Below are 24,779 nucleotides of genomic sequence, written 5' to 3' on the forward strand. Positions count from 1 at the left end.
TCCTACGTCCGATGCCGTCAGGCCTCGATGCTGTCCTTCGGAGTCTCGTCGGACGAGGTCTCCGCGGCTTCCTTCTCGGCCTGCTTCTTGGAGGCGATGAGGCTGGTGATGGTCGTGATGACCAGGACACCGCCGATGACGCCGAGCGAGACCGGGATGGAGATCTCGGGGACGTGCAGCCCGTTCTCGTGCAGGGCGTGCAGGACCAGCTTCACGCCGATGAAGCCCAGGATGACCGAGAGGCCGTAGCTGAGGTGGACCAGCTTCTTGAGCAGTCCGCCGATGAGGAAGTACAGCTGGCGCAGACCCATCAGGGCGAAGGCGTTCGCCGTGAAGACGATGTACGGGTCCTGGGTGAGGCCGAAGATCGCGGGGATCGAGTCCATCGCGAAGAGCACGTCGGTGGTGCCGATGGCGAGCATGACGACCATGAGCGGCGTCATGATCTTCTTGCCGTTCTTCTGGATGAACAGCTTGGTGCCGTGGTACTGGTCGGCGACGCCGAACTTCCTCTCGGCTGCCTTCAGAAGGCGGTTCTCCTCCCACTCCTCTTCGTCGTCGCCCGCACGCGCCTCCTGGATGAGCTTCCAGGCGGTGTAGATCAGGAACGCGCCGAAGATGTAGAAGACCCAGGAGAAGTTGGCGATGACCGCGGCGCCGGCGGCGATGAAGATCGCTCGCAGGACGAGCGCGATCAGGACACCGAACAGCAGCACCCGCTGCTGGAGATGGGTGGGCACCGAGAACTTCGCCATGATCAGGATGAAGACGAAGAGGTTGTCGACGCTGAGTGACTTCTCGGTGATGAAGCCCGCGAAGAACTCACCGCCCGCCTGGCCGCCGCCCCAGATCATCAGGCCCACTCCGAAGAGCGCGGCGAGCACGATCCAGACGATCGTCCAGATTCCGGCTTCCTTGATCGATACGTCGTGCGGCTTGCGGCCGATGAAGAAGTCGACCGCGATCAGGGCACACAGACCAAGAATGGTCAGCACCCAAAGGGTCATTGAAACGTCCACTGCGCCTCCGGCGTCGTACGGCTACTGATCAGCGTCGTCGCTGCCGGAGGTCTCTTCCACCCGAGGCGGCTCACCGCCCCGCGGGCCGACGCCCCGGGACCGATGGCGGTCCGTATTGACGGGTACGTCGCGTTCGGGAGTACTCCCCTCCGCTGCAAGAAGAGTACGCGAAACACCAAGGGTTGGTAAAGGGGAATCCAAACAGGAGCCAAAAGGCCAGGTCAGGAGGAGCAAAAGTCGCTTTACCGTCAGTGGCCCCGACGGCTCATCCGGCCCACGGACGCGTCAGCGGCCGCCCGTGCGCCGGGCGTGCGCGACCTGGTTCAGGACGTCCTGGAGCACCCGGCTGCCGGGCGGCGCCATCGGCGGTTCGTACGTCCACGCATGACCGACCCAGGGGTCGGCGAGGTGGTCGTCGGCCACCGGGGTCAGGCGCAGGAGCGCGCGCCAGAGCGGGTCGAGCAGCGGGCCGTACTCCGCGGCGTCCTCGCGGTCGGCGACCAGCATCAGGTGCACGCCGACCGCCGGGCCCTCGTCCGCGAGGTAGCGGAGCTGGGTCACGGCGCGGTCGTCGAAGCCGTGCGGGAAGTCGTTGACGATCAGGAGCTGCTCGGCGGTGTCCAGGTCCGGCGGCAGCGCGTCGGCCGCGCCCGCGCGGATCGCCATCTGCACCAGGTCCACGCGCTGGGTGAGCTTGGCGAGCACGGCAAAGACTCCTGCCGCGCCGGCGGCCGGGGGCTCGTCGAGCACTCCCGCGCTCACCAGCGGGGAGAGCGCGCCGGCCGCGGAGCCCGCCGCGTCGATGACGTGCACCGTGAACTCGCCCGCCGGATAGACGGCGAGCAGCCGCGCGGCGTGCGCGACCGCGCTGTCCATGGCGAGGCGGCGCAGCTGGTCCGTGTCGGCAAGGGAGTCCGTGCCGGACGAGCGGCCGCTGTCGATCCACAGGCCGCGCTCAAGGGGCAGTCTGACCAGCATCGGGATGTGCAGGTCGGGGCGCTCGGGCAGGTGGAGGTCGCCGAGGCGCAGCGCCATGGGGATCTCCATGGGGGTGCGATAAGCGTGCCAGACGGGGCTGTCCCAGCCGGCGTACGCCATGGGCAGCGCGGGTTCGACGACCTCGGACTCGGCGGCGAGCTGGCCCAGGTCGCGGTCGAGGGCGGCCCTTGCCCGGTCGACGAGCAGGCCGTGCTTGGTGCGGGCGGCCTCGCGCGCGACGTCCCCGGTGTTGCCGATGCGGCTGCGCGGATCGGAGAGGACCTTGTCCAGCTCCTGGTCCATGCGCGATTCGGCGAAGTCCACGGCGCTTCGATACGCGGCCGTGGTGCGGGCCAGGTCCTCGAACATGCCCCACACCTGGTTGTAGAGGCGCTCCTCCAGGGACCAGCCGGTCGCGTCGCCCGCCACGGGCTGGGCCGGCCTGCCCGGCTCGGCCGGGGCCGCGGTCGGCGGGGGCGGCGGCGGTGCGGTGGTCTGGCGGCCAGGGTGGGTGTAGTTGACGGGGCCGCCGGACGGAGGGCTCGCGTCGCCTGGCTGATGCGTCGCCGGGGTGGGCTGCGGGGGCTGGGCGGCGGCCGTGCTGTCCGGGCCCTGCGCTCCCGGGCCGGGGGCGGCGGTCTGTCCCGTCGTCCGCACGCGGGCCTCGTCCGAGGGGCGGGGCGGCGGCGCGGCCACCGAGCGTGCGAGGCCCTGGGCCACCGCTTCGTTGATCGTGCCCGCCAGTTCGTGGGCCTGCGGCAGGCCCTGGTCGGTGAGCATGTCGGCGAGGCCGCCCGCATACCCCTGGCCGACGGCGCGCACCTTCCACGCGTCCTGCCTGCGGTAGAGCTCCAGGGCGACGACGGCGGACTCGGCGTCCAGGTCGGTGATGGTGTAGCTGGCGACCTCGGAGCCGTCGAGTCCGGTGACGGCGACGAAGGGGGCGGCGAGAGAGCCGAAGCTGACGGGGCCCCCGACGCCGACCGGCAGCGCGAGGAGGACGTTGACCCGGTGCACCGCTTCCGGCACGGCGCCGAGGTCCACCGCGAGGCGGTGGTCGGCGGCTGCCTGCTTGGGCACTTCGAGCCCCGGCAGCGTGGGCGAGCCGGGATGGGCCACCCACTCCGTGCCGCGCACCTTGCCCTGGTCGTCGCTGAGCGTGACCCCCGCCACGACCGGCTTGCCGACCGAGACCCGGATCTCCAGACGGGTCTCGGGAAGCGGGTGGTTCTGCCCCCGGACCAGCTCGGCCGTCATCGCCTTCGTCCCCCTCGTGCCCTCTGTACTTACTGGTGCCGCGTGTCTACAGGTGCGGCAGGATCGACGGCATCAGGTCCTGGAACGTGCGGCCGTTGGCGGGATTGCCGATGGCCGTCATCTGCCAGCCCGCGCCCGCGCGGTGGACCTTCGCCATGATCTGCGCGGTGTACTGACCGCCGCCGTCGAGCGTGTACCGCGCGAGCTCCTGGCCGTTGGTCTCGTCGACCAGGCGGCAGAACGCGTTCTGCACCTCCTGGAACGTCTGACCCGTGAAGGAGTTCACCGTGAAGACGATCTGGTCGATGTGGACCGGGATCCGCGCCAGGTCGACGAGGATCGCCTCGTCGTCCCCGCCCTGGCCGACACCGCCGACGAGGTTGTCACCGGTGTGCCGCACGGAACCGTCGTCACTGACGAGGTGACGGAAGAACACGACGTCCACCGGCTGCTTGTCGGCGAACAGGACCGCGGACGCGTCCAGGTCGACCTCGCGCGTGCGTGTGCCGAACAGGCCCCGCCTCGGGGCCGCTTGCCAGCCGAGCCCCATGCGCACCGCGGTCAGGGCGCCCCCGTCGTCCTTCTGCAGGCTGATGGCCTGGCCCTTGGTCATGTTGACCGTCACGCGCTGTCCCCTCTCGAACTGCCCTGAGCAACCGCCGGTCTGTGCGGTTGCCCAGCACCCTACGCAGAGGCACTGACAGTGCCGCAGTGTGGGCGGCACTTTGTGTCGGTCTTGCAACACACCAGGCAGTACGCCTAAGCCTGCCCCGCCTCCCTCATCTGCCTGAGCTCCTTCTTCATCTCTGACACCTCGTCACGCAGCCGTGCCGCGATCTCGAACTGCAGGTCGGCGGCTGCCGCGCGCATCCGCGCGGTCATCTCCTCGATCTGCTCGGCCAGTTCGGCGGCGGGCCGGTCGGTGGGCACCTTCTCGGCCTTGCCCTTGGCCGCCTTGCCCGCCTTCCCGCCGAGCGCGGGCACGGGCGCCTTGGCGGCTGTTTTCGCGTCGGCGCCCTTCCCCTTGCGGTAATCGGTGCCGAGCAGCTGCTCGGTGTCGACCTCCTCGCGCGCGATCGCCGACACGATGTCGTTGATCTTCTTGCGCAGCGGCTGCGGGTCGATCCCCTTCTCCTTGTTGTACGCGATCTGCTTCTCGCGCCGGCGATTGGTCTCGTCGATGGCCTGCTCCATCGCCGGGGTGACCTTGTCCGCGTACATGTGGACCTGACCGGAGACGTTGCGTGCCGCGCGGCCGATCGTCTGGATCAGTGAGGTGCCGGAGCGCAGGAAGCCCTGCTTGTCGGCGTCGAGGATCGACACCAGGGAGACCTCGGGCAGGTCGAGTCCCTCACGCAGGAGGTTGATACCGACCAGGACGTCGTACTCACCGGCGCGCAGTTCGCGCAGGAGCTCGACGCGGCGCAGGGTGTCGACGTCGCTGTGCAGATAGCGGACCTGGATGCCCAGTTCGAGGAAGTAGTCGGTGAGGTCCTCGGCCATCTTCTTCGTGAGCGTGGTGACCAGGACGCGCTCGTCCTTCTCGGTGCGCGTGCGGATCTCGTGCACCAGGTCGTCGATCTGCCCCTCGGTGGGCTTGACCACGACCTCCGGGTCGATCAGGCCGGTGGGGCGGATGATCTGCTCGACGAAGCCGTCCCCGCGCGAGAGTTCGTACTTCCCCGGGGTCGCCGAGAGGTAGACGGTCTGGCCGATGCGGCCGAGGAACTCCTCCCACTTCAGCGGGCGGTTGTCCAGCGCGGACGGCAGCCGGAAGCCGTGGTCCACCAGGGTGCGCTTGCGGGAGGCGTCCCCTTCGTACATCGCGCCGATCTGCGGGACCGTGACGTGCGACTCGTCGATGACGAGGAGGAAGTCCTCGGGGAAGTAGTCGATGAGGGTGTTCGGTGCGGAGCCGGGCTCGCGGTCGTCGAAGTGCATCGAGTAGTTCTCGACGCCGGAGCAGGAGCCGATCTGGCGGAGCATCTCCAGGTCGTACGTCGTGCGCATGCGAAGGCGCTGGGCCTCCAGCATCTTGCCCTGCTTCTCCAGCTCGGCGAGGCGCTCGGCGAGCTCCTTCTCGATGCCGGTGACCGCCTTCTCCAGTCGCTCCGGACCCGCCACGTAGTGCGAGGCCGGGAAGACGTACAGGTGGTCGTCGTCGCTGATGACCTCGCCGGTGAGGGGGTGCAGCGTGGAGAGCGCCTCGATCTCGTCGCCGAACATCTCGATGCGGACGGCCAGCTCTTCATAGACCGGGAAGATCTCGATGGTGTCGCCGCGGACCCGGAAGGTGCCGCGGGCGAAGGCCACGTCGTTGCGGGTGTACTGGATGTCGACGAAGCGGCGCAGGAGCTGGTCGCGGTCGATCTCGTCGCCGACCTTGAGCGAGACCATCCGGTCGACGTACTCCTGCGGGGTGCCGAGGCCGTAGATGCAGGAGACGGAGGCGACCACGATCACGTCACGCCGGGTGAGCAGCGAGTTCGTCGCGGAGTGGCGCAGGCGCTCGACTTCCTCGTTGATCGAGGAGTCCTTCTCGATGTACGTGTCCGACTGCGGGACGTACGCCTCGGGCTGGTAGTAGTCGTAGTACGAGACGAAGTACTCCACCGCGTTGTTCGGCAGGAGCTCTCGGAACTCGTTGGCCAGCTGGGCGGCCAGCGTCTTGTTCGGCGCCATCACGAGGGTGGGGCGCTGAAGCTTCTCGATCATCCACGCGGTGGTGGCCGACTTGCCTGTGCCGGTCGCGCCGAGCAGGACGACGTCCTTCTCACCTGCGTTGATACGCCGCTCCAGGTCGGCGATGGCCGCCGGCTGGTCGCCGCTTGGCGTGTAGTTGCTGACGACCTCGAAAGGTGCCACCGTGCGTTCGATCTTGGATACGGGCCGCATGGAACCCACCGTACGACCCCGCACTGACAACGGGGTCGGATCACCAGCTCTGCGGGGTCTTGGGGCCGGGGCGCGGCGGGGGCCTGCGGCCCGCCCGGGGGTCGTGCCGGTCGCCCGAGCGCGGGACGGGATAGGGCGCGTGCTGCCCCTGCGCGGCGCTCTGGAGGTCGGCCTTGCCCATCACCATCAGCGGGTCGAACATCACGATCACGCCCGCGAGGAGCAGGAAGGCGAGCGGGCCGATCATCATGGGCGCGAGCAGCTCGGCGGGCGAGTCCCCTCCGGTCGGCGCCCCGGTCGAGCCGTGCAGATGGACGCTGAGGGCGGCCATTCCCACGTAGTGCATGCCGCTGACGGCGAGCCCCATGACGAGGCTCGCACCCAGACTCCAGAGGAAGCCTCTGACCTGTGCGGCTGCCCACAGCGCGGCGCTGGCCGCGACCACGGCGATCACCACGGAGGCCGAGACGGTGAAGGTGTTGTACTCCAGCGTCCCGCGCAGACGCATACCGGCCATTCCCAGATAGTGCATCGACGCGACGCCGAGGCCGGTGATCGTTCCCCCGGTGAACAGCGCCGCCCCGGTCGCGCCGCGGTAGCCCACGATGAAGATCCCGATGCCGACCATGACGATGGCGACGGCGAGACTCGCGAAGGTCAGCGCCTTGTCGTAGTGGATCGGGGCTTCCTCGACGGTGAAGCCCATCATCGCGATGAAGTGCATGGTCCAGATGCCGGACCCGATGGCCGCCGATCCGAGTGCGAGCCAGCCGGGCCGCCACGAGTGCGCGACGAGGAGCGACCGTGTGGTGCAGCGCAGGCCGAGCGCTCCCCCGAGGCAGGCCATGAGGTACGCCGCCACCGGTGTGACCAGTCCATAGCTGAAACCGTCGACTGTCCCCTGCATGCGCGGTAGCCCTTCCGCCTGTTGTATCCAAATGCCCGGGATTGCCCCCAAGTGGCCCCAGCCGACCGTCTACTGACAGGCCATGGGCTGACGCAGAGAGTAAAGCTCACTCCGGAACTTGCGAACGATTTTCCGGGAAAGAAACCCGGCTGTCTCCGTTCAACCTGTGGCCATCCTGCACCTGTCTCGCGTTGGCCGTGGACTGTCACTCTCATCCGGTCCGTGCCCGCACATCGCCCACACATCGACGAGGAGTAACCGTTGTACGCACGCGTTGCCGCTGCCACCACCGCCGCTCTTCTTGGAGCCGGTGCACTCGTTCTCCCATCCGCCACCGCTCACGCCGCCGACAAGGCGTCGGCGCCGACGTCCACGCGGACGTCCGGCCAGACATCCGCCTCGCACGACAGGCCGCTGGTCGTCGCGCACCGTGGCGCTTCCGCATACGCGCCCGAGAACACTTTCGCAGCCATCGACAAGGCGGCTGACATGGGGTTCCGCTGGGTCGAGAACGACGTCCAGCGCACCAAGGACGGCGAGCTCGTGATCATGCACGACGACACACTCACGCGGACGACGAACGTCGAGCAGCTCTTCCCCGACCGCGCGCCGTGGAAGGTCGCGGACTTCACCGCGGCCGAGATCGCCAGGCTGGACGCGGGCAGCTGGTTCGCTCCCAAGTACGCGGGGCAGCGGGTGCCGACGCTGAAGCAGTACATGAACCGGGTCTCACGCAACCACCAGAGTCTGGTCTTCGAGTTCAAGAAGCCCGAGCTGTACCCGGGCATCGAGAAGCAGGGCCTGTCCGTCCTGCGCAAGACGGGCTGGCTCGACCGGCACCACGTCAAGAGCAAGCTCGTCATCCAGAGCTTCAGCGCCGACAGCGTCAAGACGGTGCACAAGCTGCGGCCCGACATCAAGACCGGCTTCCTCGGCACGCCCGCCGTCGCCGATCTGCCCGCGTACGCCAAGTTCTCCGACCAGATCAACTCGACTCACGGCTCCATCTCCCGCGAGTACGTCGCCGCGATCCACTCGCTCAAGGGGCCGCACCGCAAGCGCCTGGAGATCTTCACCTGGACCGTGAACGACGCGGCCGCCGCCCAGCGGGTGGCGGGCTTCGGGGTGGACGGCATCATCACGAACACGCCGGACGTCGTGCGCAAGGCCATCTCCGGCTAGAGCCGGGGACGCGGGCGGGGACGTGGTCGGGGCGGCATTGTCAGTGCCCGGTCGTACGGTGGTCCACATGAACGCCAACGGGCAGCACGAGCAGGGCGGGCCGGGTCAGGACGGCCTGCGGCAGGTGGTGTGGGCCGTCGTCGCGAGCGACATCGGCCCGCTGATGCTCGCCGCGACGGACGACGGTCTGGTCGGCGTCGTCTTCCACGCCACGGACGAAGTGCGCGACAAGGCACTCGAGCGACTCGGCTCCCGACTGGGGGCCGAGCCGGTCGAGGCACCCCGCTCTCCGCTCCTCGCCGAGTCCATACGCCAGTTCGCGGACTACTTCGCGGGCGAGCGGCACGACTTCGAGCTGCCGCTCGACTGGTCGCTGATCTCCGGGTTCAACCGCCAGGTCCTGCGCGAGCTGACCACCGTTCCGTACGGGGCCGTCGTGGGGTACGGCGACCTGGCCCGCCGCGTGGGCCAGCCCGGCGCGGCCCAGGCGGTCGGCATGGCGATGGGCGCCAACCCGCTGCCGGTCGTGGTGCCCTGCCACCGGGTGGTCGAGAGCGACGGCGGCATCGGCGGCTTCGGCGGCGGCGTCGAGACCAAGCGACAGCTCCTCGCCCTGGAAGGGGTGCTGCCGCAGCCGCTCTTCTGATGCTCCCGGGACACCAGGCGGCCGGCACCTGGCCTTGGCACCTTGCGCCCTGCGCCCTGCGCCTGGCACCTGGCACCTGGCACCTGGCACCTGGCAGGGCAAACTCTGTTTCGCGCGTATGAACGTGCTGGCACACTGCGCCAGTGACTTCGACCCTCGACGCTCCTGACATACCCGCGCCAGAGGCGCTGCCCGCCCTGCGCCGCCGCACCACAGCGGTGCTGGTCGCCAGCCAGATCCTGGGCGGGCTCGGAGTACCGATCGGCATCGCCCTGGCCCCGATGCTGGCCACCGAGGTGAGCGGGACGGAGGCGCTCTCCGGTCTCGCGCCCACCGCGTCCGTGGCCGGCACGGCCCTGCTCTCGCTGCCGCTCGCCGCTCTGATGACGTCGCGCGGACGGCGGCCCGGCCTCGTCCTCGCGTATCTGATCGGCGCGCTGGGAGCCGGGCTCGTGGTGCTTGCCGCCGTCGTCGAGAGCTTCCCCCTGCTGCTGCTCGGCATGGCGGGCTTCGGAGCGGGCTCGTCCGCCAATCTGCAGGCCCGCTTCGCCGCGGCCGACCTCGCCGAGCCCGACCGGCGCGGCCGTGCCATCTCCCTGGTCATCTGGGCCACCACCATCGGCTCGGTCCTCGGCCCGAACATCGCCGCGCCCACGAGCCGCGCCTTCTCCGGCACCTCCATACCCGAGGCGGCGGGCCCCTTCCTCTTCGCCGCCGGGATCTTCGCCGTCGCCGGTCTCGTGGTGGCGGTACTGCTGCGTCCCGACCCGCTGCTCACCGCCCGCGCGCTCGCCCCGCAGGAGAACCAGTCCGCGCAGAGCCGTTCGCTGCGGGCCGGTGTCGCCGCGGTGGCCGCGTCGCCGATGGCCCGGCTCGCCCTGGTGACGGTGGCCGCCTCGCACACCGTGATGGTCTCGATCATGGTCATGACCCCGGTCGACCTGGGGCACCACGGGGCGAGCCTGCAACTGGTCGGACTGGTCATCAGCGGCCACATCGCGGGCATGTACGCGCTGTCGCCGGTGATGGGCTGGCTCTCCGACCGGTTCGGGCGGCTCTCCGTGATCGGCCTCGCGGTCGGGCTGCTGTGCTGCGCCGCGCTGCTGGCCGGCACGGCGGGCCCCAGCCACGGCCGGACCGCCGCCGGTCTCTTCGTGCTCGGCCTCGGCTGGTCCGCGGGCCTGGTCTCCGGCTCCGCGCTGCTCACCGACTCGGTGCCGCAGCCCGCCAGGGCCGCCGTACAGGGCCTCTCGGACCTGACCATGAACACGGCGGCGGGCATCGGCGGCGCGGCGGCGGGCCTGATCGTCGCACAGGCCAGCTACGGCTGGCTCAACCTCATCGGCGTCTGCGTGCTGCTGCCGATGGCGGCGCTTGCGATGCGCCGTGCGGTCAAGAAGGCCTGAGACGGGGAGGGCCGAGGCTTGTGACCTCGGCGGTCACGGCACGTCACGGGAGCGTGATGTGGTACGCCTTGCGCAGCGTCTCGTGCACGGTCCACGTCGTACGGTCGCCCTCGCGCAGGACGGCCGCGTCGCCGGGGCCGATCTCGATCACGTCGCCGCCCTCGACCGCGATCGTGGCGCGGCCGCTGACGACCACGAAGAGTTCGTTGGCCTCGGTGTCGGTGACCACGCCGGGCGTGATCTGCCAGATGCCGCGCAGCTGCTTGCCGTCGGCCGACTCCCACAGGACCTTGCCGGTGACCTCCGGGGTGCCGGAGACGATCTGCTCGGGGTCGAGCGGCTCGGCCTCCAGTTCGGCATCCGGGATGTGCACGGCAAAGGACGGCGCGAGGGCTTGATCATTCGTGGTCATGGCCGGTCACCCTAGCCGGGTGCTGCGCGGCGCCATGGAAGGGGTCAGCTTTCCCCGCCTCGCGCTCCCTCTCGCCCTCGTCGGTCTTCCTCGTCCTCTCCGTAGTGCCGCGCTTCGAAGATGTTCCCGTCCGGGTCACGGAAGTAGAAGCTGCGTCGGGCCTTGCCGCGGGCGCCGAAGGCATCGCGCGAGATGTCCGACACCGGCGTTCCCCGCTCCTCCAGGCGGGCGCGCAGGGCGTCGAAGTCGGTCTCCGGCAGGGCGAGGCAGACGTGGTTCACCGGGTGGCCCGCGCTCTTGTCCGCGCCCGGTACGACGTTCATGCGCTCGGCGAGGGTGAGCGGGGCGAGGTCGAAGATGGTCTCCTCGTTGAGCCGCACGGAGGGGAAAGCGGCCTTGCCCGCCGTGAACTCGGCGACGCGCAGGGGTTCGAGGCCCAGCACCTTCTCGTAGAAGCCGGCTGCCGCCGCGGGGTCGCGCACCCACAGGACGACGTGGTCGAGACGTGTCGTGTTGTCCGTCATGCCCCTCAGGCTGCTGTCCCGTCCCGGGCGCCGCAAGTGTTGGGCGGGGCGCGCCACGTGTTGAGCAGGACGCGCCACGTGTTTGGCGGGGCTCGCCGACCGCCAGGGATGAGGGGAGACCCGACAGGCAGGAGGCAGGCCCGTGTTGGTGGTGTCCGACGTGGTGGTGTCCGACGAGGTACAGGCGGCTGTGGCGGACCGGCGGCCCGTCGTGGCCCTGGAGTCCACGATCATCGCGCACGGGCTGCCGCGCCCGCGCAATCTCCAGGTGGCCGGTGAGCTCGAAGAGGTCGTACGTGAGGAGGGTGCCGTCCCGGCGACGATCGCCGTCCTGGACGGGCGCCCCCATGTCGGCCTGGACAAGGAGCAGTTGGAGCGGGTCGCGAACGAGGACGGCATCCGCAAGCTGGGCCACCGTGACCTGGCGCTCGCGGTCGCGGCGGGCGCGAGCGGGGCGACGACGGTGTCCGCGACCGCGCTGCTCGCGGCCCGCGCGGGCGTGCGGGTGTTCGCCACGGGAGGGCTCGGCGGGGTGCACCGGGAGTGGACGGTGACCCAGGACGAGTCCGCCGACCTGGGGCTGCTCGCGCGGACGCGCATCACGGTCGTCTGCGCGGGCGTGAAGTCGATCCTGGACGTGCCGGCGACGCTGCAGCGCCTGGAGACGCTGGGCGTCGCGGTGGCGGGGTACGGGACGGACCGCTTCCCCGGCTTCTACCTCACCGACTCCGGGCACCCGGTGGACTGGACGCTGCGTACGCCCGGGGAGGTGGCGGCGGTGATGCGAGCCCAGGACGCGGTCGGCGGCCCGGAGTCCGCGCTGCTCGTGGCGAATCCCGTGCCGGAGTCCGAGCAGCTCGATCCCGCGCTGCACGCCCGCGTGCTGGCCGAGGCGTTGGAGGCGTGCGCCGAGCGTGGCATCACAGGGCAGGCGGTCACGCCGTTCCTCCTGGACCAGCTGGTACGGCGGACCGACGGTGCATCACTGGGCGCCAATCTCGCGGCGGTGCGGGGCAATGTGCGGCTCGCGGGGCGGATCGCGGCGGCGTGGGTGGGGCGGTGATGTCGCTGCGGGGTGGCTCAGGGGGTGGGAGTGAGGGTGAGCGCGGGGGCGGGGCGCTGCTGGTCGTCGGGGACGTCGTCACGGACATCGTCGCGCGGCACGGTGCGCCGCTCGCCGCGGGCACGGACACGGCGGCGGCGATCCGTACGGTGCCGGGTGGCGCGGGCGCCAACGTGGCGTGCTGGGCGGCTTCTTGGGGATGCCGCGACGTACGTCTCCTGGGGCGGGTCGGCGTCGATTCGGCGGCGTGGCACGAGGAGGCGCTGACGCGGGCGGGGGTGCGTCCGCGGCTCGTGGTGGACTCCGATGCGCCTACGGGGACGGTGATCTGCCTGGTCGACGGGGGCGACGGGGGCGGGGCCGAGCGGACGTTCCTGACGGACAGCGGCGCGGCGCTGCGCCTGTCGGGCGCCGACTGGTCGCCCGAACTTCTGGACGGCGTGGGGTGGCTGCACCTGTCGGGGTACTTGTTCTTCGCGGGGCCGAGCAGGGCGGTGGCCGAGACGGCGTTGGCGGCGGCACGCGCGCGTGGGGTGCCGGTGAGTGTGGATCCGGCGTCGGCGGGGTTCCTTGCGGGGCTGGGTGTGGGGCGGTTCCTGGCGGCGACGGAGGGGGTGGATGTGCTGTTGCCCAGTGAGGGTGAGGCTCGGTTGCTGGCGGGGGCGGCGGGGCTGGGGGGTTCGCCTGGGCTGTGGGATTCGGCAGGGGTGAGGGGTTCGCCCGGGCTGGAGGATTCACCGGGGTTGGTGGATTCGGCGGCGTGGCTGAGCCGCCGGTATCCGGTGGTGGTGGTCAAGCGGGGCGCTGCGGGTGCGGTGGTCGCACGGGGCGGTGAGGTGCGGGCCGAGATTCCCGCGCTGCCTGCCGCTGCGCGGGACTCGACGGGGGCGGGCGATGCGTTCACGGGGGCGTTCCTTGCCTCGCGCCTGGGCGGCGCGGGGCTCTGCGAGGCTTCGGCGGAGGGGTGTCGGGCGGGGGCGCGGGCGGTTGAACTGGTGGGAGGGAGGCCGGGTCAGGCTGCCGCCCCGCCCCTCCCACCACGGGGAAGTCAGGTGGGTGGGCGGGAAGGCCCGTCGGGCAGCGGGAGGGGCCGAGGTTGGGACCCGGGCCCTGGGGGCTGAGGTTGAGGCAGGGCTCTGCGGGGTCGGCTACGGCTTTCGGGCCCAGGTGGAGATCAAGGGGGCCGTGGCCAGGTCCATCGGCTCTGTGGCGATGTTCGCGAGGTGGGCGGTGATGTCCGCGTCCGTGGCCAGGCCCGCGGAGGTCAGGGCCGCGCGGGACTGCTGGATCGTGGCCGTCTCCAGGGCCGCGCAGGCGGGCGAGGCCAGGGGGAAGTACACGTCGGCCTCCACCTGACGCAGGCCCGCCGCACGGAGCAGGCGGGGCAGGCCGCGCCCGTACGCGAGATCGGTCCCGTACTGGGTGAGCAGCGCGTGCCGCAGGCGGTTCGCCAACTGCTCGGCGGGACCGCACTCGTCAGGGCAGGCCAGCGGCTGCAGGGCCGGGTCGGACTCCTCGATCAGCAGACGGCCCCCGGGGCGCAGAGCCCGGATCATCGAACGCAGCGCCAGCTCCTGGTCCGGTGCCCCGGCGAGGACCAGCCGCGCGTGGACGAGGTCGAAGCCCCCCTGGGCGGGCGGCGCGTCCGCCCCCACGTCGTGCCTGCGCACCTCGACCGGCGTGCGGGCCGCCGACGTCTGCCAGGAGATGTCCGTGTCCGTCGCGAGGATCCGCCCGGTGGGACCGACCCGCTTCGCGAGCCAGGAGACGACGGAGGTGCCGCCCGCGCCGACCTCCCAGCAGCGCCACCCCGGCCCGATGCCGAGCCGCTCGATGTGCCGGAAGGTCGTGGGGTCGAAGAGCGCGGAGAAGGCTTCGGAGCGCTGCCCCGCACCCGCACCCGCCGCCTCGGCGTGCCGATTTCGATTGCCGGTCAGATAGCCGTCAATGAGGGTCATGCGTCGATTATCCCAATTACGACGCTTGCTCCGGGGAGGCAGCTCCGAAGGCCTGGAGCGGAGTCTTCCGTTCCCACAGGCTCCGGCCGCGCTGTCGGAACGTACTGGCAGACTGGCACGTCAAGTCACCAGAACGAGGAGCCGTGCATGTCGATGGCAGGCAACCTGCGAAAGGTAGGGAACCTCCGCAAGGTAGGCGGCCTGCGGAGAGTCGCGCGGGTCGCCCAGTTCGTGCGCAAGCACAGCCGTGTCGACCTGAGCCACCCCGCCCGCTCCCCGCTGGGCTCGGCGGTGGTGAAGTGCGTGACGTACCGCGGCGGCGTCCGCCAGGAGGACGGCCGCGATCTCGTCCAGGAGGTCGAGCGCGTCCGCAAGAGCGGTGACGGATTCGTATGGCTCGGGCTGCACGAACCGACGGCGCAGGAGTTCGCCGGCGTCGCCGACCTCTTCGACCTGCACCCGCTCGCCGTGGAGGACGCGGTCCACGCCCACCAGCGGCCGAAGGTGGAGCGGTACGACGAGACGCTGTTCGCCGTCTTCAAGACCGTCTGTTACGTGGAGCATGCCGAACTCACCGCGACCAGCGAGGTGGTGGACACCGGCGAGATCATGGTCTTCGTCGGCAAGGAGTTCGTGATCACCGTGCGGCACGGCCGTCACGGCTCGCTCGGCCCGCTGCGCGAGGAGCTGGAGTCGGCGCCCGAGCAGCTCGCCAAGGGCCCGGCGGCGGTTCTGCACGCGATCGCCGACCACGTCGTGGACGACTATCTCGTCGTGACGGACGCGGTGCAGGCGGACATCGACCAGGTGGAGATGGACGTCTTCTCCAAGGACGGGGAGCGCGCCGACCCGGGCCGTATCTACCAGCTCAAGCGCGAGCTCCTCGAACTGAAGCGGGCCGTGGTCCCGCTCGGCCGCCCCCTGCAGATCCTCGCCACCCAGCCGATGCAGGCGGTCGCCCCGGAGATACAGGCCTATTTCCGGGACGTCGACGACCACCTCAAGCGCGTCACGGAGCAGGTCGCCTCCTTCGACGAACTCCTGAACTCCATCCTTCAGGCCCATCTCGCGCAGGTGACGGTCGCGCAGAACGAGGACATGCGGAAGATCACCGCCTGGGCCGCCGTGATCGCCGTACCGACGATGGTCTGCGGTGTGTACGGAATGAACTTCGACCACATGCCCGAACTGCACTGGAAGTACGGGTACGGACTGGTGATCGGCCTGATCGCCACCACCTGTTTCGCGCTCTACCGCGGCTTCCGGCGCAACGGCTGGCTCTAGGCCGCACGGGCCATGCCAACTACGGGGAGAACCGGGGGACGGTGACCGATACCTCTGCGCGAGGGGGACCCGGAGTCGATCGGCGGCTATCGGATCGATTCGCGGATCGGCACCAGCGGCATGGGCGTCGTCTATCCCTCGGCCGCTCGGCGTCGGGCCGCGCGGTCGCGGTCAAGGTGGTCCACACGCAGTATGCGGACGCCCCCGAGTTCCGCGCCCGCTTCCGCCAGGAGGTCAAGGCCGCACGCCGGGTCAGCGGGGCCTTCACCGCGCCGGTCGGGGACGCCGACCCGGAGGCCGCGCTGCCCTGGATGGCCACGGCGTACGTCCCCGGGGACACCCTCGCCCAGCGCATCACCGGCCAAGGGCCGCTGGAATGGCCGCAGTTGAAACGGCTCGGCGGTGAACCGGCCGAGGCGCTGCGGGAGATCCACCGCGCCGGCGGGCCGGGGAGGCTCGCCGGGTGGCGCCGAGGGCCGGTCAGCCCTTCGCGTACACGCTCTCGACCCAGCTCGCGAGTTGGTCGTCGGCGAGGTGCGTGGCGAGGTCGGCCTCGCTGATCATGCCGACCAGCCGTTTGTTCTCGATGACCGGGAGCCTGCGGATCTGACTGCCCTTCATCTCCTGGAGGACCTCGTCGACGTCCGCGCCCGAGTCGATCCAGCGTGGCGTGCCCTTGGCCATGTCTCCCGCGGTCACCCGCGACGGGTCGTGCCCCATCGCCACGCAGCCGACCACGATGTCGCGGTCGGTGAGGATGCCGCAGAGCCGCTCGTTCTCGTCGCTGATGGGCAGCGCGCCCACGTCGAGCTGGCGCATCAGTTGTGCGGCGCGGTCCAGGGTCTCGTGTGCGGGGATCCACTGGGCGCCGCGGTGCATGATGTCTCCGGCGGTGGTCATGAAGTACCTCCCGGTGCCGGGCGGCCGGCGCGGCGCGGAGGCACCGCTAGTCCCGGCGCCCTTCATTCTCGCCGCGCCCCCGGAGGTCCGCACGCCGGAGGCGGGCACCCTTGGCGGGACAGGGCCTCGGGCGAGCGCGGGCCATCAGGCGGTCGGTCTCAGGCGGAGAAGCCGACGATCTTCTCCGGGGTGACCCTGATGATCACTCGGACCTCCTCGTCCTTCTCGCCGGGCGGGTCGATGCCCAGGTACTTGTGCGAGAGCTCGTGCGGCAGTCGCTTCTCCGGATCGGGGAGGATCTCGGCGACGCCGCGGATCTCGGTCGACGTGTACGGGTTGGCCAGGTCGAAGACCGAGATGCTGATGCGCGGGTCGCGTTCGAGGTTGCGGACCTTCTGCCGCCGCGCCGTGGAGGAGAACAGCACGGTGTCGCCCTCCCGTTTGATCCACACCACCGAGTTCTGGGGTGCGCCGGCGGGGCCGAGGGTGGCGACGCTGGCGAAGTTCTTGCCGTCGAGGAGGGTGCGGACCGATTCGCTGAAGTGGAGCGCTTTCGTTGCCATGCCCAGACTCTAACTACATGCACGTGCATATAAAAGAGGTTTCGGCGTTCTTGGTGTTGTCGGTGTTCTTGGTGTTGTCGGTGTTCTTGGTGTTGTCGGTGATTTTGGTGTTGTCGGTGTTCTTGGTGTTGTCGGTGATTTTGGTGCGCCTGGCCCTACGTCAGCCGCCGTTCCATGCCGGGTGCCTCGGATCGTCCGCGCGTACGACCACGTCGGCCGCCGCAACGGGATCCGCCTCCGCCTCGTACCGCTCGAAGGCGGGCAGCGTCCACCGCTCGCTCTCCGCCGTACGTCGCCGCAGGGCGCCCGGCGAGAGGCTCGTGTGGACCGTCAGGTCGAAGGGGAACCAGTGGCCGAGCAGGAACGGCCCGTGCAGCAACAGCATTGATCCTGGCTGGAGTTGGACGTACGGACTGCGCGTCGCGCGGTCCGCTGCCGGGTCCCACAGGTCGGGCAGCACCCTGCCCGTGCCGCCCGGGTCCAGCGGCCCGAAGACCTCGCGCCAGAGCGCGCCGGTGTCGAACCAGCCGCTGTAGTACGCCTCCACGTCCTCGCGCCCGTATTCGAGGCGCAGCGAGGCGGGACGCAGGAAACCTTCCGTGCCGACGACCAGCGCGGACCGCCCGCGCACGCGCAGCGCGTCGGCCACGCCGCGGGCCAGCTCGCCGGGGCCGCCCGCCGGGGCCCCGTCGAAGGCGACGCGGGGCCACGGGCTCGCGTCGGCCGTCTTCAGGTCGAGCAGCCGGTCGGCGAGGGTGTCCGTGAGCCGGTCCCAGGTGATCGCTTCGAGTCGCACCCGTCCCATGATGCCGCCCCATGACGCCGGGCCCTTCCGGCGTGACGACGGCGCTCCCGCCCCTTCCCTCCCCATGGCGGTACGCGCCCGCCGGCCGGGGAATGAACTCTTCATGGCACCAACTCCCCTCGCTCGAAGAGGACTTCTCGCCATCCAGCCCCTGAAGCGCCGCCACTGCGCGGAATGCCGCGGCGGGCCGCTCTCCCTCCTGGTCATCGAGGATGCCGAGCCACGCTGCCTGGACTGCACCGACCTGGGGCATCTCGTCTTCCTGCCGCGCGGCGACACCGCGCTGACGCGGCGGGCCCGCGAGGGGAGCGGGCTCTCGGCGGTGGTCGTCCGCTTCAACCGGCGCCAGGGCCGGTACGAGCGCCAGGGGGTACTCGTCGAGGACGCGGCGCTCGCGCGGGCCGAGGAGCGCTGCCTCGCGGACGCGGAGGCGCGGGCGCGGCGCCGGGCTCGGGACGCGGTGCGGCGGGCCGCGGAGGACGTCCGCTTCACGGCGGCCTTCGCGGACGAGATCCGGCGCCTCTTTCCGGGGTGCCCCGAAGAGCGGTCCCGGGCGATCGCCGAGCACGCGTCCGTGCGGGGCAGCGGGCGGGTGGGGCGGAGTGCGGCGGGGCGGGCCCTTTCCGCTGCGGCGGTGACGGCGGCTGTGGTGGCCGCCGTCCGGCACACGGATACGCCGTACGACCGCCTTCTCATGAGCGGAGTCCCGCGGGGGGAGGCGCGGCGCCGGATTGGGCCTGCGGTGGATGCGGTGCTTCGGCCCTGGCAGGGGCCTGGGCGGGAGGGGGTGGCGGGCTGAGTCTCCGGCGGGCGTGGCCCGCCTCGCCTTGCCCCGCCTCGCCTCGCCCCGCCTCGCCCCGCCTTGGCAGGGGGCCTGCCTGCGCCGGTCCGGCGGTATGACCTCGCGTCGCGACCGCTTGCGCCTGCTGAGGCCTTGCCTCGGGCCTGCGCGTTGTTTGTGGCGGGCCTGAACCGCCGCTTCGCGGCGGAGTTTTCCCGCCCACCCACCCGATTACCCCGCATGCACTCGGCTGCCTGGGCGGAGTTCCTCGCGATTACCCCCAGGACAATCGAGCGGGTCGGCGGGAGCCATCCGCCGCGAAGCGGGCGGAAAGCGCAAAGCCCCCCCCACCCCTCCAAGACCCCCACCCCTCCAAGGCCCCGGCCAGACTCCCGCGTATGCGACCGCGCGCCCCACGCATGGCCTCCCACCCGGTAAGGCAATTCACTTGTGATGCGGGCCCACGCCATGGAGGATCACTGCGGCTCGCTCACCTGACGGCTGCCTTACCGAACGCGGGAGTTGCCATGATCGAGGGACCATACTTCGTACTCGTCGTCCTGGGCGCACTCGCCTGCGGCCTGGTCGCCGGAGCGTTCGTCGCGTTCTCGACGTTCGTGATGCAGGGCCTTGCCGCGCTGCCCCCGGCGCAAGGCATCGCGGCGATGCAGTCGATCAACGTCAAGGCGCTCACCGCCGGGTTCATGACCGTTTTCATGGGCGCCGCCGGCCTCAGCGCCGTCGTCGCCGTCGTCACCTTCGTGCTCTGGCCCGACGAAGGCACCGTCGAGCTGCTCCTCGGCAGCGCGCTGTATCTGTTCGGCTCGTTCGGAGTGACCATCGCGGCGAACGTCCCCCGCAACGACGCCCTCGCCAAGCTCGACCCGCAGGCGCCGGAGAGCGCGGAACGCTGGCGTACGTACGTCAGCGAATGGACCATGTGGAACCACATCCGGATCGGAGCCTCACTCGCCGCCTCCGCATCATTCATCCTCGCCCTGACCTGACCCGACCTGACCACCCCCGGGCCCGGCCCCGCCCCACGGGCATGCCTCCCCCGCCCACCCGTCGTACAGTGGCCAAAAGCCTGTGAAAGCACGTGCAAGCACGTGAAGGCACGCGACGGGAGACGGCCATGGCCGACCCCAAGGGCTTCCTCACCACCACCCGCCAGGAATGGCCCCGCCGACCCGTCGGCGACCGGATCAAGGACTGGGACGAGGTGTACGTCCCCGGCGCCCTGCTGCCCATCGTCGAGCAGCAGGCCGACCGCTGCATGGACTGCGGCATCCCCTTCTGCCACGACGCCTGCCCGCTGGGCAATCTGATCCCCGAGTGGAACGAGCTCGTCTCGCGCGCCGACTGGCGCACGGCGGCGGACCGCCTGCACGCCACGAACAACTTCCCCGAGTTCACCGGCCGCCTCTGCCCCGCCCCCTGCGAGGCAGGCTGCGTCCTCGCGATCAACCAGCCCGCCGTGACCATCAAGAACGTCGAGGTGGCCATCGCCGACCGCTCCTGGCAGGACGGCCTCAACCCGCCCCGCCCGCCGGACCGGCACTCCGGCAGGACCGTCGCCGTCGTCGGCTCGGGACCGGCCGGACTCGCCGCCGCGCAGCAGTTGACGCGCGCCGGGCACACCGTCGTCGTGTACGAGCGCGAGGACCGCGCGGGCGGGCTCCTGCGGTACGGAATCCCCGCGTTCAAGATGGAGAAGCACCACCTGGAGCGGCGGCTAGCGCAGATGCGGGACGAGGGCACGGTCTTCCGTACGTCCGTCGCGGTCGGGCGGGACATCCGGGCCGCGGAGCTGCGCACCCGGCACGACGCGGTCGTGCTCGCCGTCGGAGCCACCGCGTGGCGCGAACTGGACGTACCGGGGCGGGAGTTGAGCGGCATCCACCAGGCCATGGAGTACCTCCCGCTCGCCAACCGTGTGTGCGAGGGGGACATCGACACCTCTCCGCTGTCCGCGGCGGGCAGGCACGTCGTGATCGTCGGCGGCGGGGACACCGGCGCGGACTGCCTGGGCACGGCGGTGCGTGAAGGGGCCGCCTCCGTCACGCAGTTGGACATCTACGAGCGGCCGGGTGACGTACGCGACGAACTGGCCGAGCCCTGGCCGACGTACCCGAAGGTCTACCGTCTCTCCGCCGCCCACGAGGAGGCGGGCGAGCTGCGCACCGCCCCCGCGGCGGACGCCGACGCGCGCTTGTTCGCCGCCTCCACCCTTCGCTTCACCGGCGACACGGCGGGCCGGGTACGCGCCCTGCACCTGACCGAGGTCGAGGCGGACCGCAGCCCGCGGCCGGGCACACAGCGCGAGCTCCCCGCCGACCTCGTCCTTCTCGCGCTCGGCTTCTCCGGTCCGGAGCGGACGCCGGGCGGCCTGGTCGAGCAGTTCGGCCTGGACGTCGAAGTCCGCGGCACTCTCGCCCGCGACGCGGACTTCGCGACCGGCGTGCCGGGCGTGTTCGTGGCGGGCGACGCGGCACGCGGCCAGTCACTGATCGTGTGGGCCATCGCCGAGGGCCGCGCGACCGCCGCCGCGGTGGACCGGTGGCTGACGGGCGCGACGCGGCTGGCGGCGCCGATCGGCCCGTACGACCGGCCGATGACGGCATGAGCCCGCCCGCGCCCGGCATGTCGGTGGGCCCCGCCGCGCACGGCAAGGGCCCACCGACAGGCCAAGGAGCGCACGACTGGCTCACGACAGCAGGAAGTCGGCCTCCCCCGCCTTCGCCCCCTGGATGAACGCGTTGATCTCGCCGTGCGTGTAGATCAGCGCCGGGCCGTCCGGATCGGCCGACTGACGGACCGCGACCCGGCCGTCGGCCAGCTTCATGGCCTCCAGGCAGTTGCCGCCGTTGCCGCCGCTCCACGGCTTGTGCCAGCCTTCGCTGCCGAGCTCGCGGGCGGGCATGCCGTTGTATATCCGGGAGTCGTCCCGTGACTCGGGGCGGGACCCGGCTCCGGGTTTTGACCCGGGTCGCGTACCGGCTCGGTGTCGATCCATTCACAGCTCCTTGCGGAGGTCCCGGAGGAGCTCCTTTGTGCGTTGTGCCGTCGCGGCTTGCGCCGCCATGCGGTCCATGACCTCGAGGTGGGTGGCCACTTCGGTGCGCGCGTCCAGATAGACCGCGCCGGTCAGGTACTCGCTGTAGACCATGTCCGGCAGTTCCGCCATGGCGAAGCGGAAGAGCACGAACGGTCCGTACGTGCCCGGGTGCGGACCCGCCGCGAACGGCGCGACCTGCAGCGTCACATGAGGAAGTTCGACGGCTTCGAGCAGCTTGTCGATCTGCTCGCGCATCACATCGGGACCGCCCACAGGTCGGCGCAGGGCGGTCTCGTCCATCACGATCCAGACCCGTGGCGCGTCCTCGCGGGTGAGCAGCGACTGGCGCTCCATGCGCAGCGCCACATACCGCTCGACGTCCTCGGGACGGGTCTGGCCGATCGCCCCGGAGCGCATCACGCCACGCGCGTACTCCTCGGTCTGCAGGAGGCCGGGGACGAAGTGCGGTTCGTAGGACCTGATCAGGCTGGCCGCGCCCTCCAGGCTGACGTACATGCTGAACCAGCCCGGCAGGATGTCGTGGAACCGCTGCCACCAGCCCGGCTTGTTCGCCTCCTCGGCGAGCGTCACGAAGGCGTCGGCCTCGTCATCGGCGACGCCGTAGGACTTCAGGAGCAGCTGGAGATACGGGATCTTCAGCGCGACCTCGGCCATTTCCATGCGACGGACCGTGGCGGGGGCGACGCGAAGAATCCGCGCCGCCTCCTCTCGTTTGAGGCCGGCGCGCTCGCGCAGGTCCTGCAAACGACGGCCTAGGACGACCTGGCCGACGGTCGGCGCGGACCGCGGTTCGCTCACGTCCTACCTCCACGTACTCCATGTAATGCCAATTCACTCCGCACCTGGAGCCGTTGCGAGCAGTGTGCCATGTGCCGTCTAGAAGGAACACGCCACTGTGCACTTTTCAGAGTGGGTCTTGCCAAGGTGTTCCCGGCGGGGCGATAGTGGATGGCGTGACTCCGCCCGCGCCGTTACACACAGCTGCCGCCGAAGCCCCTGTTGGCATGACCGCCGACGCGTGGGCCGAGAGCGGCTCCGAGCTCTGCGTCAGCTTCGCGCTGGTGCCACGGCCGGGTTCCGCATCGCAGGCCAGACGGCTGGCGAAGGCCCAGCTCCTGGGCTGGGACATCGACGAGGAAGCCCGCGACGCCGCGGCCCTCGTGGTGTCCGAGCTGGTCACGAACGCGATCGTGCACACCGCCAGCCACCGGATCGTCTGTGAGCTCTGCACCAGACCAGGAACGCTGCGAATAGCTGTGCGTGACGACGGATACGGATCAGGTGTCCCGCGGCCCGCCCAGGAGGGGCCCGACGCGGATGAGGAGCACGGGAGGGGATTGCTCCTCGTCGATGCGGTGAGCAACGCGTGGGGCGTGCGGGACGAGGGTCCCGGAGCAGGCCTCACCGTATGGGCGGAACTGCGGGCGTGACGTGACTGAGGGTGCGGGCGTGAGGACGACGTGGACAGGGGGCGTGTGAGCACGGTGACGGTGCGGCGGCTGTTGGATCTGGACACGCTGGTCCGCCTCGAACGGAGGCGGGCCCTCGCCGCCTCCCCGCCGCCGTCGGCACGGCTCGCCGTCCCGGACGGGATGTCGCAGCCCCTGGGGTGCGACGCGGTCTCGGTGCCCTCGCGGTTCGGGCCCCGGCTGATGGCACGGCTGCCTCGTGTGGGGTGTGTGTACGAGGACGTGGACGCCGCGCGGTGGTGGTGGATCGTGCCGGCCGACTCCGATGTCGCGCTGGAATGGCCCTCCCCCGCGTACTACGCCGCGGGGGCCGTGGTGCCGGGCGCCCGGCACGCTCCCTCCTTGATCCACAGCCCCTCCGGGGGCGACGTTCCCTATACGCCGCCGATTCCGCTGTATCTGGCCTGGTGCAGGGCCACGGGGACCACGCCCGCGTGGTCCCGGGCTGTGCGGGCGTAACCGCTGTGCGGGCGTAGCCTCCGGCGTCACCTTCCCCCGGCCTCGCCCCGCCCTCACACGCCGGACGGGCTGCTTCAGCCCCGTACCGCGGCCTCCACCGCCGCGACGACCTCCCCCGGCGCCTCCATCTGGGCCATGTGGCCCACCCCCTCGATCACGCGGACGGCGGCCCTCCCCTCCAGGGCCGCCGCGTTGGACACCGGGATCACCTGATCCGCCCCGCCCCACACCGCGATCGTCCGCACGCCCCGCGGCAGCAAAGAACTCACGTCAAGTGCCGCCCCGCCGCCCGGGGCCACCAGCGTCGGCAGGAGCCTGCGGAGCGCCGTGTCGACTCCGTCCAGGCGCTTGTACTTCAGGAGGTCGTCCACCAGCTGCCGCGTCACGAGCCCCTCGTCGGCGAACAGCTTGCTCAGGTGGGGCCGGAGTTCGCGCCGCGTCCCGGCCTCCGCGAAGCCCCGCAGAAAGGCGGCGTCCGCATCGGGGCCGTACCCGGCGGGCGCGATCAGCGTCAGGGAGCGGACCCGGTCGGGGACCCCCGCCGCGACCGCGGTGACCACCGCGCCCCCCAGCGAATGGCCCACCAGATGCGCCCGCTCGATGCCGAGCGCGTCGAGGAAGCCCGTGACGACCGTCGCCAGCGAGGCCAGGCTGCCGTCCCCCACCTCCTTGCTGGACTCCCCGTGACCGGGCAGGTCCAGCGCGTACACCGTGTGGCGCGCGGCGAGGGGCTCCTGCACGAAGAGCCAGGAGTTCTTGTCGCCGCCGTACCCGTGCACCAGGACGACCTCCTCCGCGCCACCGCCCGACGTCGCGTACGACAGCGCCCTGCCGCCCACCTCCGCGATGCCGCTCACCGGGCTGCCCTCGTCCTCGGCCGGCACCCCGCGCGCCAGCTGCTCCCGTGCCTCGGCGGCCACCCGCTCGATCTCGTCCTCGGTGACCCCCGGCCCGGCGATGACCGCGATGACACAGCCGACGGGCGCATCGCCGCCCGCCCGCGCGACGATCCGCCGCAGCACGCCGCCCCGCGGCGCCTCCAGCGTGCCCGCGATCTTGTCGGTGTCGATCTCGGCCAGATCGTCGCCCTCCTCGACCTCGTCGCCCTCCCGCGCGATCCACTCGGTGATCTTTCCGGTCTTCATGGACAGGCCCCATTTGGGCATGGTGACCCGCTCGATGAACGGCATCC

Annotated in this window: 25 protein-coding genes and 1 pseudogene; 12 read left to right on the top strand and 14 right to left on the bottom strand. The window is 71.0% G+C overall.

Translation table 11 applies throughout. From position 1 onward, the window contains the following. Positions 1–17: 17 nt before the first annotated feature. The 5 genes from AC07AG_RS34490 to AC07AG_RS34510 all read right to left on the bottom strand — a co-directional run bounded on the left by AC07AG_RS34490 (position 18) and on the right by AC07AG_RS34510 (position 7,056). Positions 18–1,007, bottom strand: coding sequence for a TerC family protein (locus AC07AG_RS34490; protein WP_478760238.1), 990 nt, complete (start codon positions 1,005–1,007; stop codon positions 18–20). Between the two features lie 297 nt (positions 1,008–1,304). Further along, positions 1,305–3,254, bottom strand: a complete 1,950-nt coding sequence (locus tag AC07AG_RS34495) for a TerD family protein (protein WP_478760239.1) — start codon at positions 3,252–3,254, stop codon at positions 1,305–1,307. 46 nt (positions 3,255–3,300) lie between these two features. Further along, a complete protein-coding gene (locus AC07AG_RS34500) occupies positions 3,301–3,879 on the bottom strand; it encodes a TerD family protein (RefSeq protein WP_344521847.1) in 579 nt (192 codons plus the stop codon). A gap of 134 nt (positions 3,880–4,013) precedes the next feature. Next, positions 4,014–6,149, bottom strand: a complete 2,136-nt coding sequence (gene uvrB, locus AC07AG_RS34505; protein WP_478760241.1) for an excinuclease ABC subunit UvrB — start codon at positions 6,147–6,149, stop codon at positions 4,014–4,016. Between the two features lie 40 nt (positions 6,150–6,189). Then, entirely contained in the window at positions 6,190–7,056 is an 867-nt protein-coding gene (locus tag AC07AG_RS34510) for an MHYT domain-containing protein (RefSeq protein WP_478760242.1), read from the bottom strand. A 261-nt stretch (positions 7,057–7,317) separates the two neighbouring features. On the opposite strand from AC07AG_RS34510, the gene AC07AG_RS34515 reads away from it, so the two are divergent. The 3 genes from AC07AG_RS34515 to AC07AG_RS34525 all read left to right on the top strand — a co-directional run bounded on the left by AC07AG_RS34515 (position 7,318) and on the right by AC07AG_RS34525 (position 10,290). Continuing rightward, on the top strand, positions 7,318–8,238 hold the full coding sequence (locus AC07AG_RS34515) for a glycerophosphodiester phosphodiesterase (RefSeq protein ID WP_478760244.1): 921 nt from the start codon (positions 7,318–7,320) through the stop codon (positions 8,236–8,238). Between the two features lie 67 nt (positions 8,239–8,305). Then, positions 8,306–8,884: a methylated-DNA--[protein]-cysteine S-methyltransferase gene (locus tag AC07AG_RS34520; RefSeq protein WP_478760245.1), complete on the top strand. Its 579-nt coding sequence runs from the start codon at positions 8,306–8,308 to the stop codon at positions 8,882–8,884. Positions 8,885–9,027: 143 nt separating this feature from the next. Then, entirely contained in the window at positions 9,028–10,290 is a 1,263-nt protein-coding gene (locus AC07AG_RS34525) for an MFS transporter (RefSeq protein WP_478760247.1), read from the top strand. A gap of 43 nt (positions 10,291–10,333) precedes the next feature. On the opposite strand, the gene AC07AG_RS34530 is transcribed toward AC07AG_RS34525, so the two are convergent. Together AC07AG_RS34530 and AC07AG_RS34535 are read right to left on the bottom strand one after the other, a co-directional pair. Next, on the bottom strand, positions 10,334–10,702 hold the full coding sequence (locus AC07AG_RS34530) for a cupin domain-containing protein (RefSeq protein ID WP_478760248.1): 369 nt from the start codon (positions 10,700–10,702) through the stop codon (positions 10,334–10,336). 44 nt (positions 10,703–10,746) lie between these two features. Beyond that, a complete protein-coding gene (locus AC07AG_RS34535; RefSeq protein ID WP_478760249.1) occupies positions 10,747–11,226 on the bottom strand; it encodes a VOC family protein in 480 nt (159 codons plus the stop codon). A 151-nt stretch (positions 11,227–11,377) separates the two neighbouring features. Between AC07AG_RS34535 and AC07AG_RS34540 the strand changes: the two genes are divergently transcribed. Next, positions 11,378–12,289, top strand: coding sequence for a pseudouridine-5'-phosphate glycosidase (locus AC07AG_RS34540; RefSeq protein WP_478760641.1), 912 nt, complete (start codon positions 11,378–11,380; stop codon positions 12,287–12,289). Then, positions 12,289–13,410, top strand: a complete 1,122-nt coding sequence (locus tag AC07AG_RS34545) for a carbohydrate kinase family protein (RefSeq protein WP_478760250.1) — start codon at positions 12,289–12,291, stop codon at positions 13,408–13,410. Before AC07AG_RS34540 ends, AC07AG_RS34545 begins: the two co-directional genes overlap by 1 nt. 27 nt (positions 13,411–13,437) lie before the next feature. Here AC07AG_RS34545 and AC07AG_RS34550 read toward each other — a convergent pair whose 3' ends face one another. Further along, entirely contained in the window at positions 13,438–14,247 is an 810-nt protein-coding gene (locus tag AC07AG_RS34550; protein WP_478760252.1) for a class I SAM-dependent methyltransferase, read from the bottom strand. A gap of 147 nt (positions 14,248–14,394) precedes the next feature. Between AC07AG_RS34550 and corA the strand changes: the two genes are divergently transcribed. Further along, the gene (gene corA, locus AC07AG_RS34555) at positions 14,395–15,531 is read left to right on the top strand and encodes a magnesium/cobalt transporter CorA (RefSeq protein WP_478760254.1); all 1,137 of its coding nucleotides are present in this window, start codon (positions 14,395–14,397) and stop codon (positions 15,529–15,531) included. Between the two features lie 48 nt (positions 15,532–15,579). Then, positions 15,580–15,974: pseudogene (locus tag AC07AG_RS34560) on the top strand (protein kinase family protein); the annotation flags it as partial. A gap of 37 nt (positions 15,975–16,011) precedes the next feature. Here the strand turns inward: AC07AG_RS34560 and AC07AG_RS34565 are convergent. The 3 genes from AC07AG_RS34565 to AC07AG_RS34575 form a co-directional block, all read right to left on the bottom strand. After that, positions 16,012–16,431 (bottom strand): CBS domain-containing protein, encoded by a 420-nt coding sequence (locus tag AC07AG_RS34565; RefSeq protein WP_249590581.1) that lies wholly within the window; start codon positions 16,429–16,431, stop codon positions 16,012–16,014. 158 nt (positions 16,432–16,589) lie between these two features. Next, the gene (locus tag AC07AG_RS34570) at positions 16,590–16,994 is read right to left on the bottom strand and encodes a PPOX class F420-dependent oxidoreductase (protein WP_478760256.1); all 405 of its coding nucleotides are present in this window, start codon (positions 16,992–16,994) and stop codon (positions 16,590–16,592) included. A gap of 160 nt (positions 16,995–17,154) precedes the next feature. Continuing rightward, positions 17,155–17,799, bottom strand: a complete 645-nt coding sequence (locus tag AC07AG_RS34575) for a nucleoside/nucleotide kinase family protein (RefSeq protein WP_478760257.1) — start codon at positions 17,797–17,799, stop codon at positions 17,155–17,157. Between the two features lie 103 nt (positions 17,800–17,902). Here AC07AG_RS34575 and AC07AG_RS34580 point away from each other — a divergent pair, with 103 nt between their 5' ends. The 3 genes from AC07AG_RS34580 to AC07AG_RS34590 all read left to right on the top strand — a co-directional run bounded on the left by AC07AG_RS34580 (position 17,903) and on the right by AC07AG_RS34590 (position 21,206). Next, complete coding sequence (locus AC07AG_RS34580; RefSeq protein WP_478760258.1) at positions 17,903–18,598, top strand: DUF2293 domain-containing protein; 696 nt, start codon at positions 17,903–17,905, stop codon at positions 18,596–18,598. A 509-nt stretch (positions 18,599–19,107) separates the two neighbouring features. Beyond that, the gene (locus tag AC07AG_RS34585; RefSeq protein ID WP_478760260.1) at positions 19,108–19,587 is read left to right on the top strand and encodes an anthrone oxygenase family protein; all 480 of its coding nucleotides are present in this window, start codon (positions 19,108–19,110) and stop codon (positions 19,585–19,587) included. Between the two features lie 128 nt (positions 19,588–19,715). Next, positions 19,716–21,206 (top strand): glutamate synthase subunit beta, encoded by a 1,491-nt coding sequence (locus tag AC07AG_RS34590; RefSeq protein WP_478760262.1) that lies wholly within the window; start codon positions 19,716–19,718, stop codon positions 21,204–21,206. A gap of 81 nt (positions 21,207–21,287) precedes the next feature. On the opposite strand, the gene AC07AG_RS34595 is transcribed toward AC07AG_RS34590, so the two are convergent. Next, positions 21,288–21,503: a DUF397 domain-containing protein gene (locus tag AC07AG_RS34595; protein ID WP_249593092.1), complete on the bottom strand. Its 216-nt coding sequence runs from the start codon at positions 21,501–21,503 to the stop codon at positions 21,288–21,290. A gap of 93 nt (positions 21,504–21,596) precedes the next feature. After that, positions 21,597–22,457 (bottom strand): helix-turn-helix domain-containing protein, encoded by an 861-nt coding sequence (locus AC07AG_RS34600; protein WP_478760264.1) that lies wholly within the window; start codon positions 22,455–22,457, stop codon positions 21,597–21,599. Positions 22,458–22,663: 206 nt separating this feature from the next. On the opposite strand from AC07AG_RS34600, the gene AC07AG_RS34605 reads away from it, so the two are divergent. Both AC07AG_RS34605 and AC07AG_RS34610 read left to right on the top strand, forming a co-directional pair. After that, complete coding sequence (locus AC07AG_RS34605; RefSeq protein ID WP_478760265.1) at positions 22,664–23,089, top strand: ATP-binding protein; 426 nt, start codon at positions 22,664–22,666, stop codon at positions 23,087–23,089. Between the two features lie 45 nt (positions 23,090–23,134). Beyond that, entirely contained in the window at positions 23,135–23,587 is a 453-nt protein-coding gene (locus tag AC07AG_RS34610; protein WP_478760267.1) for a hypothetical protein, read from the top strand. 74 nt (positions 23,588–23,661) lie between these two features. Here AC07AG_RS34610 and AC07AG_RS34615 read toward each other — a convergent pair whose 3' ends face one another. Continuing rightward, positions 23,662–24,777, bottom strand: coding sequence for an acetoin dehydrogenase dihydrolipoyllysine-residue acetyltransferase subunit (locus tag AC07AG_RS34615; RefSeq protein ID WP_478760268.1), 1,116 nt, complete (start codon positions 24,775–24,777; stop codon positions 23,662–23,664). Positions 24,778–24,779 lie beyond the last annotated feature (2 nt).

This window comes from Streptomyces sp. NPDC044044 (genome assembly GCF_056434405.1).

Coding starts and splice junctions, on each gene's coding strand:
- AC07AG_RS34605 (WP_478760265.1), top strand. CDS start 22,664: ATGACCGCCGACGCGTGGGCCGAGAGCGGCTCCGAGCTCTGCGTCAGC.
- AC07AG_RS34595 (WP_249593092.1), bottom strand. CDS start 21,503: ATGCCCGCCCGCGAGCTCGGCAGCGAAGGCTGGCACAAGCCGTGGAGC.
- AC07AG_RS34535 (WP_478760249.1), bottom strand. CDS start 11,226: ATGACGGACAACACGACACGTCTCGACCACGTCGTCCTGTGGGTGCGC.
- AC07AG_RS34615 (WP_478760268.1), bottom strand. CDS start 24,777: ATGCCGTTCATCGAGCGGGTCACCATGCCCAAATGGGGCCTGTCCATG.
- AC07AG_RS34575 (WP_478760257.1), bottom strand. CDS start 17,799: ATGGGACGGGTGCGACTCGAAGCGATCACCTGGGACCGGCTCACGGAC.
- AC07AG_RS34545 (WP_478760250.1), top strand. CDS start 12,289: ATGTCGCTGCGGGGTGGCTCAGGGGGTGGGAGTGAGGGTGAGCGCGGG.
- AC07AG_RS34585 (WP_478760260.1), top strand. CDS start 19,108: ATGATCGAGGGACCATACTTCGTACTCGTCGTCCTGGGCGCACTCGCC.
- AC07AG_RS34495 (WP_478760239.1), bottom strand. CDS start 3,254: ATGACGGCCGAGCTGGTCCGGGGGCAGAACCACCCGCTTCCCGAGACC.
- uvrB (WP_478760241.1), bottom strand. CDS start 6,149: ATGCGGCCCGTATCCAAGATCGAACGCACGGTGGCACCTTTCGAGGTC.
- AC07AG_RS34570 (WP_478760256.1), bottom strand. CDS start 16,994: ATGGCAACGAAAGCGCTCCACTTCAGCGAATCGGTCCGCACCCTCCTC.
- AC07AG_RS34530 (WP_478760248.1), bottom strand. CDS start 10,702: ATGACCACGAATGATCAAGCCCTCGCGCCGTCCTTTGCCGTGCACATC.
- AC07AG_RS34590 (WP_478760262.1), top strand. CDS start 19,716: ATGGCCGACCCCAAGGGCTTCCTCACCACCACCCGCCAGGAATGGCCC.
- AC07AG_RS34550 (WP_478760252.1), bottom strand. CDS start 14,247: ATGACCCTCATTGACGGCTATCTGACCGGCAATCGAAATCGGCACGCC.
- AC07AG_RS34520 (WP_478760245.1), top strand. CDS start 8,306: ATGAACGCCAACGGGCAGCACGAGCAGGGCGGGCCGGGTCAGGACGGC.
- AC07AG_RS34580 (WP_478760258.1), top strand. CDS start 17,903: ATGGCACCAACTCCCCTCGCTCGAAGAGGACTTCTCGCCATCCAGCCC.
- AC07AG_RS34510 (WP_478760242.1), bottom strand. CDS start 7,056: ATGCAGGGGACAGTCGACGGTTTCAGCTATGGACTGGTCACACCGGTG.
- AC07AG_RS34490 (WP_478760238.1), bottom strand. CDS start 1,007: ATGACCCTTTGGGTGCTGACCATTCTTGGTCTGTGTGCCCTGATCGCG.
- corA (WP_478760254.1), top strand. CDS start 14,395: ATGTCGATGGCAGGCAACCTGCGAAAGGTAGGGAACCTCCGCAAGGTA.
- AC07AG_RS34565 (WP_249590581.1), bottom strand. CDS start 16,431: ATGACCACCGCCGGAGACATCATGCACCGCGGCGCCCAGTGGATCCCC.